This is a genomic window from Rhodococcus sp. NS-SX18, from assembly GCF_057367935.1.
In genome coordinates, this window is sequence record NZ_CM170633.1 from 3,105,044 (window position 1) to 3,122,847 (window position 17,804).

General features: G+C 72.4%; 15 protein-coding genes. 1 reads left to right on the plus strand and 14 read right to left on the minus strand.

The window, feature by feature from the left end; translation table 11 throughout:
* Window positions 1-186 precede the first annotated feature (186 nt).
* The 14 genes from AC2IPW_RS14290 to AC2IPW_RS14355 all read right to left on the minus strand — a co-directional run bounded on the left by AC2IPW_RS14290 (window position 187) and on the right by AC2IPW_RS14355 (window position 17,026).
* Window positions 187-921 carry a cell division protein FtsQ/DivIB gene (locus AC2IPW_RS14290; protein ID WP_289380338.1) on the minus strand — a complete coding sequence of 245 codons (735 nt, stop codon included), beginning with the start codon at window positions 919-921 and terminating at the stop codon, window positions 187-189.
* Entirely contained in the window at window positions 918-2,450 is a 1,533-nt protein-coding gene (murC, locus tag AC2IPW_RS14295) for a UDP-N-acetylmuramate--L-alanine ligase (RefSeq protein ID WP_289380340.1), read from the minus strand. The genes AC2IPW_RS14290 and murC overlap by 4 nt, the downstream gene beginning before the upstream one ends.
* Window positions 2,447-3,601 (minus strand): undecaprenyldiphospho-muramoylpentapeptide beta-N-acetylglucosaminyltransferase, encoded by a 1,155-nt coding sequence (murG, locus tag AC2IPW_RS14300; protein WP_003938214.1) that lies wholly within the window; start codon window positions 3,599-3,601, stop codon window positions 2,447-2,449. The genes murC and murG overlap by 4 nt, the downstream gene beginning before the upstream one ends.
* A complete protein-coding gene (gene ftsW, locus AC2IPW_RS14305; protein ID WP_486375083.1) occupies window positions 3,598-5,088 on the minus strand; it encodes a putative lipid II flippase FtsW in 1,491 nt (496 codons plus the stop codon). Before ftsW ends, murG begins: the two co-directional genes overlap by 4 nt.
* Window positions 5,085-6,518, minus strand: coding sequence for a UDP-N-acetylmuramoyl-L-alanine--D-glutamate ligase (gene murD / locus AC2IPW_RS14310; RefSeq protein WP_328517619.1), 1,434 nt, complete (start codon window positions 6,516-6,518; stop codon window positions 5,085-5,087). The genes ftsW and murD overlap by 4 nt, the downstream gene beginning before the upstream one ends.
* A 76-nt stretch (window positions 6,519-6,594) precedes the next feature.
* Complete coding sequence (gene mraY / locus AC2IPW_RS14315; RefSeq protein ID WP_003934158.1) at window positions 6,595-7,677, minus strand: phospho-N-acetylmuramoyl-pentapeptide-transferase; 1,083 nt, start codon at window positions 7,675-7,677, stop codon at window positions 6,595-6,597.
* Window positions 7,674-9,200, minus strand: coding sequence for a UDP-N-acetylmuramoyl-tripeptide--D-alanyl-D-alanine ligase (locus AC2IPW_RS14320; RefSeq protein ID WP_450121401.1), 1,527 nt, complete (start codon window positions 9,198-9,200; stop codon window positions 7,674-7,676). Before AC2IPW_RS14320 ends, mraY begins: the two co-directional genes overlap by 4 nt.
* Entirely contained in the window at window positions 9,197-10,849 is a 1,653-nt protein-coding gene (locus AC2IPW_RS14325; protein ID WP_486377009.1) for a UDP-N-acetylmuramoyl-L-alanyl-D-glutamate--2,6-diaminopimelate ligase, read from the minus strand. The genes AC2IPW_RS14320 and AC2IPW_RS14325 overlap by 4 nt, the downstream gene beginning before the upstream one ends.
* A gap of 168 nt (window positions 10,850-11,017) precedes the next feature.
* Window positions 11,018-12,865: a peptidoglycan D,D-transpeptidase FtsI family protein gene (locus AC2IPW_RS14330; RefSeq protein WP_486375084.1), complete on the minus strand. Its 1,848-nt coding sequence runs from the start codon at window positions 12,863-12,865 to the stop codon at window positions 11,018-11,020.
* Between the two features lie 56 nt (window positions 12,866-12,921).
* A complete protein-coding gene (gene ftsL, locus AC2IPW_RS14335) occupies window positions 12,922-13,554 on the minus strand; it encodes a cell division protein FtsL (RefSeq protein WP_439127291.1) in 633 nt (210 codons plus the stop codon).
* A gap of 137 nt (window positions 13,555-13,691) precedes the next feature.
* A complete protein-coding gene (gene rsmH, locus AC2IPW_RS14340) occupies window positions 13,692-14,708 on the minus strand; it encodes a 16S rRNA (cytosine(1402)-N(4))-methyltransferase RsmH (RefSeq protein ID WP_486375085.1) in 1,017 nt (338 codons plus the stop codon).
* A 253-nt stretch (window positions 14,709-14,961) separates the two neighbouring features.
* The gene (gene mraZ, locus AC2IPW_RS14345; RefSeq protein ID WP_054373681.1) at window positions 14,962-15,393 is read right to left on the minus strand and encodes a division/cell wall cluster transcriptional repressor MraZ; all 432 of its coding nucleotides are present in this window, start codon (window positions 15,391-15,393) and stop codon (window positions 14,962-14,964) included.
* Between the two features lie 473 nt (window positions 15,394-15,866).
* Window positions 15,867-16,283, minus strand: a complete 417-nt coding sequence (locus AC2IPW_RS14350) for a DUF3040 domain-containing protein (RefSeq protein WP_040780784.1) — start codon at window positions 16,281-16,283, stop codon at window positions 15,867-15,869.
* 218 nt (window positions 16,284-16,501) lie between these two features.
* Window positions 16,502-17,026 carry an SAV_6107 family HEPN domain-containing protein gene (locus AC2IPW_RS14355; RefSeq protein WP_486375086.1) on the minus strand — a complete coding sequence of 175 codons (525 nt, stop codon included), beginning with the start codon at window positions 17,024-17,026 and terminating at the stop codon, window positions 16,502-16,504.
* Between the two features lie 178 nt (window positions 17,027-17,204).
* Between AC2IPW_RS14355 and AC2IPW_RS14360 the strand changes: the two genes are divergently transcribed.
* Window positions 17,205-17,804: a GNAT family N-acetyltransferase gene (locus AC2IPW_RS14360; protein ID WP_003934149.1), complete on the plus strand. Its 600-nt coding sequence runs from the start codon at window positions 17,205-17,207 to the stop codon at window positions 17,802-17,804.

Here is a 17,804-nt window from a genome sequence, read left to right on the forward strand (position 1 = left end):
TGAGAAATCGGTCACGCTTCGATCATCATCGGTGAGGTACGGACAAACCCTCAACCACAGGTCGATGGTTATGTCAAGTATCTCGACTGGTGCGAAACGCTATGGCACGGTGGCGGCGATCCGCCAGCAGGCGCGCCGACGGCGGGCACGATTTTCGTCCCGGGGCCTCGATCGCCGGCCGTGTCGTCATCGCACCGTCGGCAGGTCGGGCGCCGCCACGTCGTATGTCTGCCCTGGCCGGGTGAGCAACGGCACCACCACCTGTGCCTTGCGATCCGAACGTTCCACCGTGCCCCACACCACGATCCGGCCGTCGTGCAGGGTGAGCGAGACCTCGGATGCCGACGGCGCGTTCACCTCCCCCACCTGCACACGCAGCTCGGGCGGCAGCGCCTCGAGCACCTCGATCGCCGCTGCCGTCGCCGGGTCGCCGGGACCGGCGGCTGGGGTGACCAGACGCGGGGTCAGCATGGGCGGCGGCTCGACCGCGAAGTCCACCCCGTCGGCGTCGAGCGAGTGTGTACCGTCGGGCGCGTCGACGAACACCACTGCCTCCCGCTCGGTCACCGTGACCCGCACGGTGGAGGGGTAGACGCGCTGGACCCGTACGGACGCCGCCCGCGGCAGCGTCGCGACCCGCTGCGCCGCCGCCGCCGTGTCGACCTGCAGCAGCGGCGTGCCCTCCGCGAGGTCGAGACGGGCCAGCACGTCCTCCTGCGGGATCGCCGTCGCCCCCACGACCTCGACGGTCCGGACCGACAGCAACGGCGACAGCCACGCGACGGCGATCAGCCCGAGCACCGCCGCCACCACCGCCGCACCGATCAGCACCGTCCGCACCCGCACGGACCGGCCCGAGGGCCGGCGCGCAGGCCGTGCCGCCCCGCGGGGGCGGATACGGGTGGTGGCGGCGGGCGTCACGGACCGACCGGCCCCGGACCGGCAGCAGCTCCCGGCCGCAGCCGGCCCGGCTTGCTGCGCAGGGCATCGAGAATCTGGCGCCCGAGCATGGTCACGTCCCCCGCACCCATGGTGATCACGACGTCGCCCGGACGGCTCAGCCGCGCGACCTGGCGTGGCACGAGAGACAGATCCGGCTGGTAGTGCACGGGCTTGGACACCGACTGCGCGACGAGGGCGCCGCTCACGCCCGGTCGCGGCTTCTCGCGCGCACCGTAGACGTCCAGGACCACGACCTCGTCGGCGAGGTCGAGGGCCGCGCCGAACTCGGTCGCGAAGGTCTCGGTGCGCGAGTACAGGTGCGGCTGGAAGACGACGATCACGCGGGGGCGTTCGGTGCCCGTCTCGGTGTAGCGGACCGGCTCGCCCGCGACCAGCTCCGCGGCCGCGGCCAGCACCGCACGGACCTCGGTGGGATGGTGGGCGTAGTCGTCGAACACCCGCACGCCGTGTTCGCGGCCGCTGTACTGGAAGCGGCGGTGCACCCCGCCGAAACCGGCCAGACCCTCGACCGCTTCCTCGACCGGGGCGCCCGCCTCGAGGGAGGCGAGCAGCGCGGCGAGCGCGTTGAGCGCCATGTGCCGGCCGGGAACGGACAGCCGCACCGTGCGCGGTGCCGCCTCGTCGGCCAGGTGGAACTCGGCCACTCCCCCGACGTCCTTGGCCTCCCAGTTGAGCAGACGCACCCCCACCGGCACCCCGTCCACCTCGGCACCGTCACCGATCGCCGCCGCCGTGCCGTATCCGGTGACCCGCAGATCGTCCGGGCGACGGGCCGTCGCGCGTCGCGCCAGGGCGGCCGAGCCGGGGTCGTCGAGGCAGGCCACGAGCAGTCCGCCGGGGGCGATGCGGTCGACGAAGTCGTCGAACACCTGCACGTACGCCTCTTCCGTGCCGAAGAAGTCGAGGTGGTCGGCCTCGATGTTGGTCACGATCACCACGTCGGGGTCGTACTGGAGCAGGGAACCGTCGCTCTCGTCGGCCTCGGCGACGAACACGTCACCGCTACCGTGGTGCGCGTTGGTGCCCGACTCGTTGAGTTCGCCGCCCACGGCGAAGGACGGGTCGAAGCCACAGTGCTGCAGTGTCACCACCAGCATCGAGGTCGTCGACGTCTTGCCGTGCGTGCCGGCGACCAGGAAGGTGCGGTGCCCGCGCATCAGGGCGGCCAGCACCGCCGGGCGGAACAGGACGGGGACACCGCGGTCGCGGGCGGCGACGAGCTCGGGGTTGTCCTGGGGGATCGCGGCGTGCGTCGTCACCACCGCGGTGGGGCCGCCCTCGAGCAGGTCGAGCGCGTTCGCGTCGTGTCCGATGCGCACCGAGGCGCCGCGCGCACGCAACGCCAGCACGCCGCGGCTCTCCTTCGCGTCCGATCCGGAGACCTTCCCCCCGCGAGCGAGCAGGATCCGGGCGATGCCGGACATCCCGGCCCCGCCGATGCCTACCATGTGCACCCGCTCGAGCTCCGGGGGCAGCTGCTCGCTCATCGATCACTCCTGTTCGCTTTTACACCTGCGACGTCCAGCACGATCCGCGCTACCTCGGCGGCGGCGCTGCGGTGGCCCGCTCCTGCCGCCCGCCGTCCCATCTCGGCCAGACGGGTGGCGTCACGCAACAGCGGGATCACCGTGTCGGCCACGAACGCCGGTGTCAGTTCCTCGTCCGCCACGATCATTCCACCTCCGGCCGCCACCACCGGCCGGGCGTTGAGTTCCTGCTCTCCGTTGCCGTGCGGCAACGGCACGTACACCGCCGGCAGCCCCACCGCGGACACCTCGGCGACGGTCATCGCACCGGAGCGGCAGATCACCGCGTCGGCGGCGGAGTACGCCAGGTCCATTCGCGTCAGGTAGGGCACGGCGACGTAGGGACAACGGTCGTGCTCGGGACGTGTGGGCACGTCGACGGTGTTCTTGGGGCCGTGGGCGTGCAGCACGGCGATGCCCGCGGCGGCGAGCTGTCCGGCAGCGCCGGAGACGGCCTCGTTGAGGGAGCGGGCGCCCTGCGAACCGCCGAACACCAGGAGCACCGGCCCGTCCGGCGGGAGCCCGAAGTGGGCCCGGGCCTGGGTGCGCAGTGCCGCGCGGTCCAGCCCGGTGATGGACGACCGGACGGGGATGCCGACGATCTCGGCCTCGCCGCGGCGCACGATGCCCGATCCCGGGACCGCGGCCAGGACGCGTGCCGCGCGCAGGGCCCCGATCTTGTTGGCGATACCGGCGCGGGCGTTGGCTTCGTGGACGACGACGGGGATGCGGCGCCGGCGGCGCAGCGGCCCGGCACCGGCGGCCAGGTAGGCGGGCAGCGCCACGTAGCCGCCGAATCCGACGACGACGTCGGCGTGCGCGTGGTCGAGCACCTCGCGCGTCCGGCGAACCGAGGCGAGGACCCGCGCCGGCAGCCGGGCCAGGTCGGCGGTGAGCTTGCGGGGCAGTGGCACCGGGGGGATCAGTTCGAGGGGATAGCCGCGCTGCGGCACGAGGGTGGTCTCGAGACCCCGTTCGGTGCCCAGCGCGGTGATCGTCGCCGTCGGCACCAACTCGCGGATCGCGTCGGCGACCGCGAGGGCCGGCTCGATGTGCCCGGCGGTGCCGCCCCCGGCCACCACCACGGACAGGGCAGACTGCTCGCCGCTCACCTACGATTTCCTCGCTCTCCGGTTCGTCCGTCTCTGCTGTCGGTCGTGCGCGCCGGGCGTCTCGCCCGGCGCGGGGCCTGGTCCTGCGGCGCGACGGGCTGTGTCGTGCGCCCGCGCGCACGCTCCTGTGGCGCGCGTCCCCGCGGTGCCGGCCGCTCACGGACCGCCGTGCCGCTGCCCCGCTCGGCACCGGCCCGGCGCGGCGCGGCGCGGCCGGGATCGGCACGCCGGTCGAGCCGCACGGCCTCGCCGCGTGACGGGGTGTACTGCTCCGGTTTCGGCAGCCGCAGCAGCCGTCCGAAGCGGCCGTCCTGCCCGGCGTGCAGGGCGGCGACGGCCTCCGGTTCGTGCCGCGCCGCGTTGGCGATCAGACCGAACATCAGCAGCGTCGTCGCAGTGGACGTGCCGCCGGCCGAGACCAGCGGAAGCTGCAGTCCGGTCACGGGCAGCAGCCCGACGACGTAGCCGATGTTGATGAATGCCTGTCCGATGATCCACGTGGTGGCGGTGGCAGTGAGCAACCGCAGGAACGGATCGACCGAGCGCAGCGAGATCCGCAGACCGGCGTACGCGAACAGACCGAACAGGCCGATGACTGCCAGGCCGCCGAGGAATCCGAGCTCTTCACCGATGATGGCGAAGATGAAGTCGTTGTGGGCGTTGGGCAGGTAGCTCCACTTGGCGCGGCTCTGCCCGAGACCGCGGCCCCAGACTCCGCCGTCGGCCAGGGAGAACTTCGCCTGGCGTGCCTGGTACCCGATGCCCTGGGGGTCCGCGCCGGGATTGAAGAAGGCACGCACGCGTGCGGACCGGTACCCGGCGGTCAAGGCGAGAAGCACCGCGAGCCCGGCGGCGGTACCGACGATCGTCAGGAACACCCGCAGCCGCAGACCTGCGAACCAGAGCAGCGCCAGGACGATGATCGCGAGCGAGACGGTGGTACCCAGGTCGGGCTGGAGGATGATCAGCAGGGTGACCACCAGGGTGGCCGGGACCAGCGGAATCATCATCTCGCGGGTACTGGAGCGCTCTGCGCGACGCGACGCGAGCAGGTGCGCACCCCAGACGGCGATGGCGATCTTGGCCAGCTCGGAGGGCTGCAACGACACGCCGGCGACGACGAACCACCCGCGGGTGCCCTGGGACAGCGTGCCGATGCCGGGGATGAGCACCAGGACCAGCAGCACGACGGTGACCGCGAACGCCGGGAACGAGAACCGGCGCAGCACCCGCACCGGCACGATCAGGGCGAGGTAGAAGATGACCATGCCGAGGGCCGCGAAGATCGCCTGCGAGGTGAACAGGCCGTAGGCCGAACCGTTCGTGGCGACGGCTTCGACACTCGACGACGACAGGACCATCACCAGGCCCAACACGGTGAGCAGCACCGCGATCGTGACGACCAGGTGGAACGAGGCCAGCGGCCGGGCCAGCCACAGCCCGACCCGGTTCCGCGCCGCCCCGTCGGCGGGCTGCGGGGTGTTCACCGCCGCGTCCCGCCCCCGCGCAGTTGCTCGACCGCGGCGGCGAACGCGCGACCACGCTGCGCGTAGTCGGCGAACATGTCCAGCGACGCCGCGGCCGGCGCCAGCAGCACGGTGTCCCCTGCCGTCGCCAGCGACGCCGCCTCGCGCACCGCGGTCCGCATGGCCTCGGGCCCGTCCACCCCCGCGAGCGCCACCCGGCGTGCGGTACCCGGGACCGTCCCCGGTTCGCTCGTGCTCATCTGTCCATCGTCGCGCGTGTCGAGGACGACGACGGGGACGTCGGGGGCGTGTCGCGCGAGCGCGTCGGCGATGCGGCCGGCGTCACGGCCGAGCAGCACCACCCCGGCGAGACGGGGGGCGACCTCCGCCACCAGGTCGTCGACGTGCGCGCCTTTGAGCAGGCCGCCTGCCACCCACACCACCCGGTCGTGGGCGAGCAGCGACGTGCGCGCCGCGTGCGGATTGGTGGCCTTCGAATCGTCGATGTACGTCACGCCGTCGACGGTGCCGACGGGGGCGGCGCGGTGCGGACCGACGCGGTGCCGGCGCAGACCGTCGTGCACGGCGGAGGCGGGGACGTCGATCGCGCGGGCCAGTGCCGCGGCGGCGAGCGCGTCGGACAGGCCGGCCGGCCCGGCCGGGGTCACGTCGGCGACCGCGGCGAGCACGGCGGAGTCGGCGAACGCGCGGTCGACCAGGACGTCGCCGCTGATGCCGAGCTCACCGGCCTGCGGGTAGCCGAGGGTGAAGCCGACCGTCACGACTGCCCGCGACCGGTCGCGCAGGCTCCCGGCGATCGGATCGTCGAGGCCGAGCACGCCGACGGTGCCGGTCAGCGCCCGCGCCTTGGCGTCGATGTACCCCGCCATCCCGCCGTGCCAGTCCAGGTGGTCCTCGGCGATGTTGAGGATCACGCCGGCCTCGGGTCGCACGGACGGCGCCCAGTGCAGTTGGAACGACGACAGTTCCACGGCGAGGACGTCGGCGCGGGGCTCGGTCCGGCGCAGTGCGTCGAGGACGGGCAGGCCGATGTTGCCGCACGCCACGGACGCGAGTCCGGCGGCTTCGAGAATCGACTGCAGCATCGTCGTCGTCGTGGTCTTGCCGTTGGTGCCGGTGACGACGAGCCAGCGCCGCGGCGGGCCGTAGATCTCGGCCCGGTCGATACGCCAGGACAGTTCGATGTCCCCCCAGATCGGCACAGCCGCCCCCGCGGCATGCGAGAGCAGCGGTGCGTCCGGCGAGAACCCGGGGCTCGTCACGACCAGGGCGTAAGCATGCAGCGACGACGCGTCCGCGACGAGGTCGTCGAGATCGACGGTGTCGGCACCGAGTTCTCGGCAGCGCGCGAGGGCCTGCGGGTCGCGGTCGGCCACGGTCACCACCGCCCCGAGGTCGGCGAGGGGCCCGAGGGTGGCGCGGCCGGACATCCCGCCCCCGGCGACGAGCACGCGGGCGCCGCGGAGCCGGTCGAGGCCTTGGCGGCGCAGTTCGTCAGTCACGGTGTCAATCCCCGATCGCCGCTAGGTATTCGCTGTAGAACAGGGCCATGCCGATGGCCGAGGCGATGGCGGCGAGCAACCAGAACCGGATGATCACCGTCGTCTCGGCCCAGCCGCCGAGTTCGAAATGGTGATGGAACGGCGCCATGCGGAACACGCGACGCCGGCTGGACCGGAACACCGCCACCTGGATGACCACGGATGCGGCCTCGGCGACGAACAAGGCACCGATGACGACCATGAGCAGCTCGGTGCGCGTGGTGACGGACAGACCCGCGAGCATGCCGCCGAGGGCGAGCGAGCCGGTGTCCCCCATGAAGATCTTCGCGGGGGCGGCATTCCACCACAGGAAGCCGATGCACGCGGCGGCGCCGGCGGCGCACAGCAGCGCCAGGTCGAGCGGGTCCCGCACGTCGTAGCAGCCCTTGCCGGGGTCGGCGACGCACGAGTTGCGGTACTGCCAGAACGTGATGATCACGTAGGCGCCGAGCACCAGGCTCATCGACCCGGCGGCGAGGCCGTCGAGGCCGTCGGTGAGGTTGACGGCGTTGGACCAGGCGCTGACGAGCAGGTACACGAAGAGGATGAACACCACCGCACCCATCGAGACCGTGGCGATGTCGCGCACGTAGGACAGGTGCGTGCTGCCGGGGGTGAGCCCGTCACCGTTGCGGAACTGCAGGGCGAGGATGCCGAACGCGACGGCGGCGACGAGCTGGCCGACCAGCTTGGCGGTCTTGTTCAGACCCAGGTTGCGCTGCTTGCGGATCTTGATGAAATCGTCGAGGAAGCCGACGCCGCCGAGGGCGGTGGTCAGACCCAGCACGAGCAGACCCGAGGCCGACGGTCCCTCGGCCCCCTCGTAGGCCAGACCGATGGCGTGCGCACCGAAGTAGCCGGCCCACAGGCCGGCGAGGATCGCCACGCCGCCCATCGTCGGGGTGCCGCGCTTGGACTGATGACTCTGTGGCCCTTCGACGCGGATCTCCTGGCCGAATCCCTGCCGCGAGAACGCCTTGATCAGCACCGGCGTCAGCAGGATCGACACCGCCAGCGCGATTCCCGCGGCGAAGAGGATCTGTCTCACCGTGCGGCCTCCGTTTCCGTTCCTGCCGTGCCCACCGACCCTGCGAGGATCGCCTCCGCCACCGTCCACAGCCGGACGGACTGCGAGGCCTTGACCAGCACCAGGTCGCCGGGCTGCAGTTCGCGCTCGAGGAGCGCGATCGCCGCGTCGGCGTCGGGGACGTGGGTCGCCTCGTCGCCCCAGGATCCTTCCATCACCGCACCCTGGTAGAGGCCGCGGACCGGGCGCGTCGCGCCGACCGCGACGATGCGGGTGACGTCCAGGCGCACCGCGAGCCGGCCGATCGCGTCGTGTTCGACGACCGACTCGTCCCCGAGTTCGCCCATCTCCCCCAGGACCGCCCAGGTCCGGCGCGGGCTCTCACCCGCGCGGGCCATCGTCACCAGCGCCTTGAGCGCCGCGCGCATCGAATCGGGGTTGGCGTTGTAGGCGTCGTCGACGACGGTGACGCCGTCGGCGCGGGTGCGCACGTCCATGCGATGTGCCGATACCGCGCCGGCGCCGCCGAGCGCGGTCGCGACCTGCTCGAGCGTGGCGCCGCACTCGAGGGCGACGGCCGCGGCCGCGAGGGCGTTGCCGATGTGGTGCTCACCATGCACCGCGAGGGTGACCGCGGCGCGACGCTCGGTGCCGCCGTCGCGCACGACCAGGGTGAAGGTGGGGCGGGCGTGCTCGTCGAGGTGGATGTCGGTCGCCCGGATGTGCGCGGCCGGGTCGCTGCCGACGAACACGACACGGGCACGGGTGCGGGACGCCATCGCGGCGACCAGCGGATCGTCGGCGTTGAGGATCGCCACGCCGCCCTCCGCGGCGGGCGGCAGGGCTTCGACCAGTTCTCCCTTCGTCTGCGCGATGACCTCCTGGGATCCGAACTCCCCCAGGTGGGCGGTGCCGACGTTGAGCACCGCTCCGATTCGGGGCGGAGCGACGGTGGCGAGGGCCGCGATGTGCCCGGGTCCGCGCGCCGACATCTCCAGGACGAGGAATCGGGTGTCGGTGGTCGCGCGCAGCGCCGTCCAGGGGTGTCCGAGTTCGTTGTTGAACGAGCCGGGCGGTGCGACGACGGGACCGAGCGGCGCGAGCACCGCCGCGAGCAGGTCCTTCGTGGAGGTCTTGCCCGCGGATCCGGTGACGCCGACGACGGTCAGTCCGGCCGCGGTGAGCTCGTCGACCGCGGCGCGGGCGAGGGCACCCAGCGCGGCGAGCACCGCGGCGCCGGAGCCGTCGGCGTCGTGCTCGAAGGCCAGCGAGTTGGTCTCGACCGGCGGCACCGGCGGCACCACGACGGCGGGCACACCCACCGGCCGGGCGGCGAGCACCGCGGCGGCCCCGGCGGCGATCGCCTCGGCGGCGTGATCGTGCCCGTCGGAGCGGGCTCCCGGCAGGGCGAGGAACAGCCCGTGCGGGGTGACCTTGCGGGAGTCGAATTCGACGGTGCCCGTCACCTCGACGGCCGGGTCGTCGACGTCGTGCAGTGTCCCGCCGACCACCTCCGCGATGCGGGCGAGTGTCATCGGGATCATGGGGTGCCTCCGTACTGCTCGCTACCTGCGCCGGCGAACCGGTCGATGGCCGCGGCGAGCACCTCGCGGTCGTCGAAGGGGTGCTTGACCCCGTGGATCTCCTGACCGGTCTCGTGGCCCTTGCCGGCCACGAGGACGATGTCGCCAGGACGTGCCCAGCGCACGGCCGCTTCGATGGCCGCCGCCCGGTCGCCGATCTCGCGGACCTGTCCCCGCTGGTGTTCGGGGACGGCGCGGGCACCGGCGAGCACCGCGGCCCGGATGACCTCCGGGTCCTCGGTGCGGGGGTTGTCGTCGGTGACGACGAGCAGGTCCGCTCCCCGAGCTCCGACCTCCCCCATCAGGGGCCGCTTGCCGTGGTCCCGGTCGCCGCCTGCCCCGACGACGACGGCGAGTCGGCCACCGGCCGCCCGCCCGCGCAGCGTCGCGACGACGGCCTCGAGCGCAGCCGGCTTGTGTGCGTAGTCGACGACGGCGAGGAATTCCTGTCCGCGGTCGACCCGCTCCACCCGTCCCGGTACGTCGACGTCGGCGATGCCCGCGGCCGCGGCGTCGACGTCGACCCCGGCGGCCGCGCACACCGCGACGGCGAGGGCGGCGTTGGCGACGTTGAAGTGCCCGGGCAGACGCACCGCCACGCGCCGCTCGACGGCGTCGGGGCCGGTGAGAGTGAACGTCTGGGAGCCGGACGGCTCGGTGCACACCGCCGTGGCGGTCCAGTCGGCCGTGCCGGTGGTGGCGACGGTGCGCACCGCGTCGGGCTCGGCGGGGTGGGCGGCCCGGGCGATCTGCGCCATCCGCACGCCCCACTCGTCGTCGACGCACACGACGGCCCGGTGCGCCCGGACGGGCGAATCCGCCGCGAACAACCGGGCCTTCGCCCCGAAGTAGTCGTCGAGGTCACGATGGAAGTCGAGGTGGTCCTGGGACAGGTTCGTGAAGGCCCCGACCGCGAAACGGACCCCGGCGACCCGGCCGAGGGACAGGGCGTGGCTCGAGACCTCCATCACCACGGTGTCGATGCCCTGCTCGCGCATGGCCGCGAACAGGGCGTGCAGCTGCGGAGCCTCGGGGGTGGTCAGCGCGCTGGGCACCCGCCGGCCGGCGAGCCGGGTCTCGATGGTGCCGACCAGGCCGGTCACCCGACCCGCGGCGGCGAGTCCCGCCTCGATCAGATAGGAGCTGGTGGTCTTGCCGGAGGTGCCGGTGATGCCGACGACCTGGATGTGCTGCGACGGTTCGCCGTAGACGGCAGCGGAGACGAGGCCGAGGACCGACCGCGGATCCGGATGGACCAGCACCGGCACGGGACGGGTGACGACGGCGGCGAGGTGTTCGCATCCGGCGGCGTCGGTGAGGACGGCGACAGCACCGCGCGCCAGCGCCTCCCCCGCGTACTCGGCGCCGTGCGCGCGGGCGCCCGGCAGGGCGGCGAACAGGTCACCGGGCCGCACGCCCTGGGCGCGGAGGTCGACGCCGGTCACGGACACGGGAGCGCCGGCGGCGGCGGTCGGGGCGGCCGCTGCGCCCGGTTCGACGGTGCCGACGGTCGCGCCCACGGCGGCAGCAAGGTCGCGGAGTGGCGTCACCGGTGGATGCTCGGGTCTCAGGCCGCCTCCCGGCGGGGACGGGTCCGGACTCGACGGCACAGGCACCAGGCTCCTCTCGCTCCGCGGCAGTGTCTCTGCCGTTCTTCGTACTCCCGCGGCCGCGATGTGCCCGGGCTCGACCGCGGTGTCACGGTACCGACGTGTCAGGTTACCGACGGGCGGCAGCAGCGCCGACAGGTGCTCGGCGATCGACCGCACCCGCGCGGCTCAGTCCACCTGCAGGATCAGCTTGCTGCCTGGGTCGGCCGACAGCGGCACGCCCTCGCGCTGCAGCAACCACGAGGCGATCGTGTGGAACAGCGGTGCGGCGGACTGGCCGCCGCTGCCGTCGGCGCTGCGGGTGGGCGCGTCGAGCATGATGCCGATCACATAGCGGGGACGGTCGGCGGGTGCGATCCCGGCGAAGGTGATCCAATAGTTCGAGTTCGAGTAGCACTTGCACGCCGGGTCGACCTGCTGCGCGGTGCCGGTCTTGCCGGAGACCTGGTAGCCCTCGATCGCGGCCGGGGTACCGGTGCCGCGCTGATTGCCGGTGTCGTCCTGCACCACGGCCCGGAACATGTCGCGCACCGTGGCGGCCGTCTGCGGGCTGACCACCCGCACCGGATCCGGCCGGGGTGTGTCGGTGCGGGTGCCGTCCGGGGCCACGACGGCCCGGACGACGCGCGGCGGGATCCGCTCGCCGTCGTTGGCGATGGCCTGGTAGATCCCGGCCATCTGGAGCAGCGTCATGGACAGACCCTGCCCGATCGGCAGGTTGGCGAACGTGCCACCGGACCACTGCTCGCGACTGGGCACGCTGCCGGCGGACTCGCCGGGCAGGCCCACGTCGGTGCGCTGTCCGAGACCGAACAGGTCCAGCATCTGGGCGAACCGGTCCTCACCGACCCGTTCCGCGAGCATCAGAGTCCCCACGTTGGAGGATTTCCCGAACACGCCGGTCGCGGTGTAGGGCACGACGCCGTGGTCCCATGCGTCCTTGACGGTGACGCCGGCCATCCGGATCGTGCCGGGTACCTGCAGCACCTCGTCCGGGGTGGTGAGCCCGTCCTCGATCGCGGCGGCCGCCGTGACGATCTTGTTCACCGACCCCGGCTCGAAGGGGGTGCTGACGGCGGGATTACCGAGTTCGGCGTCCTTCGGGTTGTTGCCGACCCCGATCGAGGGGTCGAACGTACCGTCGTTGGCCATGGCGACGACCTCGCCGGTCCGGGCGTCGAGTACGACGGCGGAGGCGTTCTTCGCCCCGGAGAGGTCCTTGGCCCGCTGAACCTGCTGCTGCACGTAGTACTGGACGTCGGAATCGATGGTCAGCTCCACCGCGGAACCGTCGACGGCGGGCTGCTGATCGCGCCAGCTTCCGGGGATCACCGCGCCGTCGGAGCCCCGATCGTACGTCGACGAACCGTCGGTGCCGGCGAGCACGGAGTCCATGGCGTCCTCGAGGCCGAGGAGGCCGTGCCCGTCCCAGCCGGTCGCACCGACGAGATTGGCGGCGAGCGAACCGCCGGGATACAGCCGGATGTCCTGACGCTCGAGACCCACCCGGTCGTACTCGTCGACGATCGCGGTGGCAACCGCCGGGTCGACGCCGCGCGCCAGATAGACGAATGTCTCGTCGCTGCGCAGCTTGTCGAGGATCTCGTCCTCGGGGGCGGCCGCCCCCAGCGCCTCGTGGATCGCGGCGGCGACGCCTTCCAGATATGCGTCGGTCTCGGGCCGTGTCGGGTCCTCGGCACGCGCCTCGTCGAGTTCCCGTCGCACACGCACGGGCTGGAACGTGAGTGCCTTCGCCTCCATCGTGTAGGCCAACGGACTGCCGTTGCGGTCGGCGATGGTGCCGCGGGTAGCGGGCTCGACGAGCCGCGTCGTGCGCTGACTGGCCGATTCGGCGGTCAGCTGCGGAGCCTGCACGACCTGAACCCACAGCAGTTGTGCGGCCGCCACCCCGAGCGCCAGGAACATCACCGCGCGGCCGTACCGGTAGCGGAACCGGAAACCGGTGGTGTCGGCCCCGCCGGAGCCCGGGCGGGAGCGAGCCCGCCGGACGGGCACCGGCCGGCGGGAGGGAGCGGGGCGGACCGGCCGGGAAGACGGTGGGGTCCCTCGCCTCACCGGCGCCCGTCCTCGGCTTGCGTCGCAGGGGTCACGGGCACCAATTGTTCCGGCTGACCGGGCGCGGCCCCGGCATTGCCGGGCGACGGCGTGGCGTTCTCGGGTGCCGGGGCAGATTCGGCGGGCGGCGGAGTGAGTGGGGATGTCGTCGCGGTAGGAGCCTCGCCGGTGGCGGCACCCGAGGGCGCGGCGGACCGATCGGCGCCGGACGACGGGGTCACCGGTCGCGGATTCTCGCTGCCCGCGCTACCCGCGAGGGGCGGAAGCTGCGCCCGGGCCCGGTCACCGGGGGACGGCGGGGTCAGCGGCGCGGCCGGAGCCCCCTCCGCGGGTGCGGGCGTTCCCACCACCTGTACCCCGCCGTCGTCCCCGACGACGAGGCGTGCGACCTCGCCGGTGGGGATCATGCCGAGCTTCGCGGCCTGCATCGCCAGCACCGGCGCCGAATTACCGGCCTGGACGTCGCGTTGCAGGACGGCGCGCTCCTGGACGAGGCGCTGGTTGTAGTCGCGTGCGGCACTGAGCTGGTAGGAGTCCTCCGCGGCGCGCGTGGTCAACAGCAGGGTCACGGCCATGCCGATCCCGAGGAGAGCGATGATGGTGGCCACGAACGGAATTCGCGCCGCCACCCGAGCGCCGCGGCGTGCCGGGGCGGGAGTCGCCGGCTCCGCGCCCAGATGCGCCGTACGTCGGCTGCGCCGCTGATAGGCGCGCTGCGCAGCCGTCGATCGCGCCGGCCGGCGAGCAGGTGCTGCCACCTGTACGGTCATCGGTACCTCCTGGCGATTCGTTCCGCAGCACGCAGGCGCACCGGCGCCGAACGCGGATTTGCCTCGATCTCCTGCTCCGTCGCCCGTTCCGCCCCGCGGGTGAGCATCCGCAACTCCGGCCCGGTACCCGGGAGTTCCACCGGGAGCCCCTCGGGACTCTTCGACTTCGTCAGCGGCGTGAGAATCTGTTTGACCACGCGATCCTCGAGGGACTGGTACGACATGAACACCACCCGTCCCCCGATGGCGAGCGCCTCCAGGGCGTCCGGGATCGCGGCGCGCAGCGAGTCGAGTTCGCCGTTGACCTCGACGCGCAGCGCCTGGAAAGTGCGCTTGGCGGGATGCCCGCCGGTACGGCGGGACGCGGCCGGGATGGTCCGGTAGAGCAACTCCACCAGCTCCCCGCTCGTGCGCAACGGCGCCTTCGCCCGCTGCCGAACGATCTCCGAGGCGATCTTCCCGGCGAACCGCTCCTCCCCGTAGGTGCTGAGGATGCGGGCGAGGTCGCCGTGGCTGTAGGTGTTGAGGACGTCGGCCGCGGTGATTCCCGTGGTGGGGTCCATGCGCATGTCCAGCGGGGCGTCGCGGGAGTAGGCGAAGCCCCGCTCGGCCTCGTCGAGTTGCATCGAGGACACGCCGAGGTCGAACAGGATCGCATGGACGGATCCGACCCGATCCAGTCCGCAGGACGCGAGGGCGTCGGCGATGCCGTCGTAGCGGGTGTGCACGAACCGCGTGCGGCCGGCGTACGGCGCGAGCCGCCGGCGGGCGACGGCGAGCGCGTCGGGATCGCGATCGAGTCCGATCAGGTGCGCGCCCGGATAGGTACGCAGGAAGTGCTCGGAGTGTCCGCCGAGACCGAGGGTGGCGTCCACGTAGATCGCCCCTGCACCGGCGGCTTCGAGGGCGGGGCCGAGCAACTCGTCAGCGCGGTCGAGCAGAACCGGAATATGACCGAAGCTCTCCGGACTCGCGGCCTCCGGGACTGCCGCCGCGTCCTGCCCCTCCGCCATTCTTCCTCCGGTTGTCCTGCTCGGTTCGTGGGCGATCGGATCGTGGCTTCGGTCGGGGCGTCGCGGCTGGGTCCGGAGACGACCGCGGCGAATGCATCGAGGTCTCTGTCCGAACTGGAAACCTGGCGTTGGGGAAGTACGTCAGGGTTCCGTTTCACGAACCTGGCACTGGGGAAGTGTGTCAGGTTCGCTGTCGGGCAGAGGCCTCGCGGCACTCGCCGCGGTGGCGCTACGGTCGTTGCTGCGGTTCCGGTCACAGAATGTCGTGCAGGGCCTCGTCTCTCGCTTCCGAAAATTCTTCCTCGTGCTCGGCGAGGTACTGCTCCCACGCCGCAGCGTCCCAGATCTCCAGGTGCTTGACGGCACCGATCACGACGCAGTCCTTCGTGAGTCCCGCGTACCTGCGGTGGGCCGCGGACAGGGTGATCCGGCCCTGCGCATCGGGACGTTGCTCGTCGGTTCCCGCCGCCAGGCTCCGGAGGAACGCCCGGGCCTGCGGATTGCTCCGCGAAGCCGCGGCGGCACGCTCGGCGAGGGCGGCGAACTCGTCGCGAGGGAAGACGGAAAGGCTGTGGTCCTGACCCTTCGTGATCATCAGCCCTCCCGCCAGTTCGTCTCGGTACTTGGCAGGCAGCGTGAGCCGCCCCTTGTCGTCCAGCTTGGGCGTGTGGGTACCGAGGAACACTCGACACCCCCCGCCACGCCCCGGCCGGACCCTGTCCTTTGCTCGACGGAGGAACCCCTCCGCCGCGACCCACACTACCCCACTTTCCCCCACGTTCAACCGCTTACGCGCCGCCGCGCGGCGCCGTTTTTCGACTGTCCGCAGTTCAGGGCGGGTGGGGCAGAGTGGGCGACGGCGACGAGGCAGTGCCGCCGTGCCGCGGGAGACGGGTCCCCGTCGCGCGACGACGAACTCGGGCCCGGGAGAACACCCTGGTCGCCTCGCCTCGACGGGCGCCTCACCGGATCAGGGCACGACGGTGGGTCGTGGTGGGGCATGACGGTGGGGGGCGGTGGGGCATGACGGTGGGGGGCGGTGGGGCATGACGGTGGGGGGCGGTGGGGCCCGGTGTGCCGCGCGCCGGGAAAAGCCGAACGGCGCGCCCCGGCAACCGGGACGCGCCGTTCCTGAGAACTCGCGTGAAGTACTGCGCGCTACTCCTGCTCGAAACGCCGGCGGAAGCGGTCCTCCATCCTCTTGCTGAACCCTCCGCCGGACTTGCGGCCGCCGCGGGGTCTACCTTCCGCGGAACCGCGACCTGTTCCGCGGGGACCGTCGCCGGCGCCTGGACCGCGCTTGCCTCCGAGGAGGAGCAGGACCCCCGCGCCGAACATGACGATGAATCCGACGAGACTGATGATCGGGAACCCGCCCGGCTTCACCGGGAGGGCGACGCCTGCGATCAGCAACGCCAAACCCAGTGCGAACAACGCGCCGGCCTGGAGCCGACGCCGACTGGACGCCATCCCCATCCGGCTTCCCCGGACGGTAGAGGCGAACTTGGGATCCTCAGCATAGAGCGCGCTCTCGATCTGTTCGAGCATGCGCTGCTCGTGCTCGGAGAGTGGCACGGTACCTCCCCCGGCACTAAACGGTGGCCGCCGGATCTGCGGTCCAGATCGACGGGGGGCCGACTTTGACGGCCGCCTGGCTCAATAATACGAGTACATCCCGGCGGGGACCACAAACTGCGGATTCGAGTTCGATCACGGTTCCGAAGGACCTGCGTACGAGGGGCCGACGGACCCGGCCCGGGCCGTCGAACGACCCGGGCCGCGTCCCGCACCGATCAGGCGGTGCGGCGGCCGGCTCCCGACCCCGGGTCTGCGCCCCCCGACCGGTCGTCCGCGCCGGTCAGGTAGTCCTCGACCTCGTGGAGGAAACGGCCCACCTCGTCGTAGAAGCGGCTCGCCTCGTCGGCAGGCACGGAGCGGGTGACCCCCGCCTCGATCGCCGCGCGGGTGTCGGAACGATCGGCGAAGAAGTCGGCCCAGACCGCGAACCCCGGCTCCGCGCGCGCCATGAGCACCCACGCGTTGCGGGTGCGGGGACGACGCACCGGTCGGACCGCCCGCAGCTCGGCCCCGGCGAGTACGGCCCCGGCCCCGCGCAGCGCGGCGAGATACGCCAGATGGAACCGCTCGGACGGTTCCGGGGTGCCGGCGGCGGCCGAGAGCAGCTCGTCCGCGCGGTCGAGCAAGGTTGCGGCGCGCGAGGACACCGGGCGGGCGGCGCAGTCCGGACGGCCGACGGCCCGCGGACCGGTCGCGCCCGACGGTGCAGCAGCCGACTGTGTGGTTCGTGCTGCGGTCATCACTCCGAACACCTCCCTGCACCCCGCCGGGCACCGGCCGGGTCACGGCCCCGGCGATCCGGCGATGTTCGCTTCCCTCGAACATCGCCGGATCCCCGGTATCGAACATCCGTTCGACGTATTCAATATAGCTGCACCTACCGACACACAGTCAAGGGAAGGCGGTCCACTCCCCGTCATGAGTACGGATGCGAGCCCGCGGGGCGCGGCACCGATCGTCGTCGATCTCTCCGCCGCCGAGTTCCGCGCGCGGCTGCCCGAGGTGCTGCCCATCTACGTGGCCGCGATGCGATACCCGCGCGGCACCGAGTACCACCGCGCGCCCATGTGGTCCGAGCACTCTGCCCGCCCGGGATGGAAGGCCGTCGCGGCGGCTCTACCGGAGGAACCGTCGACGCTCGTCGCGATCGCCTACGGCTATTGCGGGTCACCGCATCAGTGGTGGAACCAGCAGGTGCGGACCGGGATGCGCCATGCCGGCTACCCGCCGGAGACGATCGACGCCGTCCTCGGCGACTACTTCGAACTGACCGAGCTGCACGTGCGGCCGGACGCCCAGGGGCACCGTATCGGCGAGGCGCTCCTGCGCCGGCTCCTGAGCGGCCGCCCCGAGCGCACGGTTCTGCTGTCGACTCCCGAGACACCCGGCGAGGACAACCGGGCCTGGCGTCTGTACCGGCGGTTCGGGTTCCGCGACGTCGTCCGCAACTTCCGGTTCACCGGGGACGCCCGTCCCTTCGCCGTCCTGGGCCGGGACCTTCCGCTCGAAGGTCCGTAG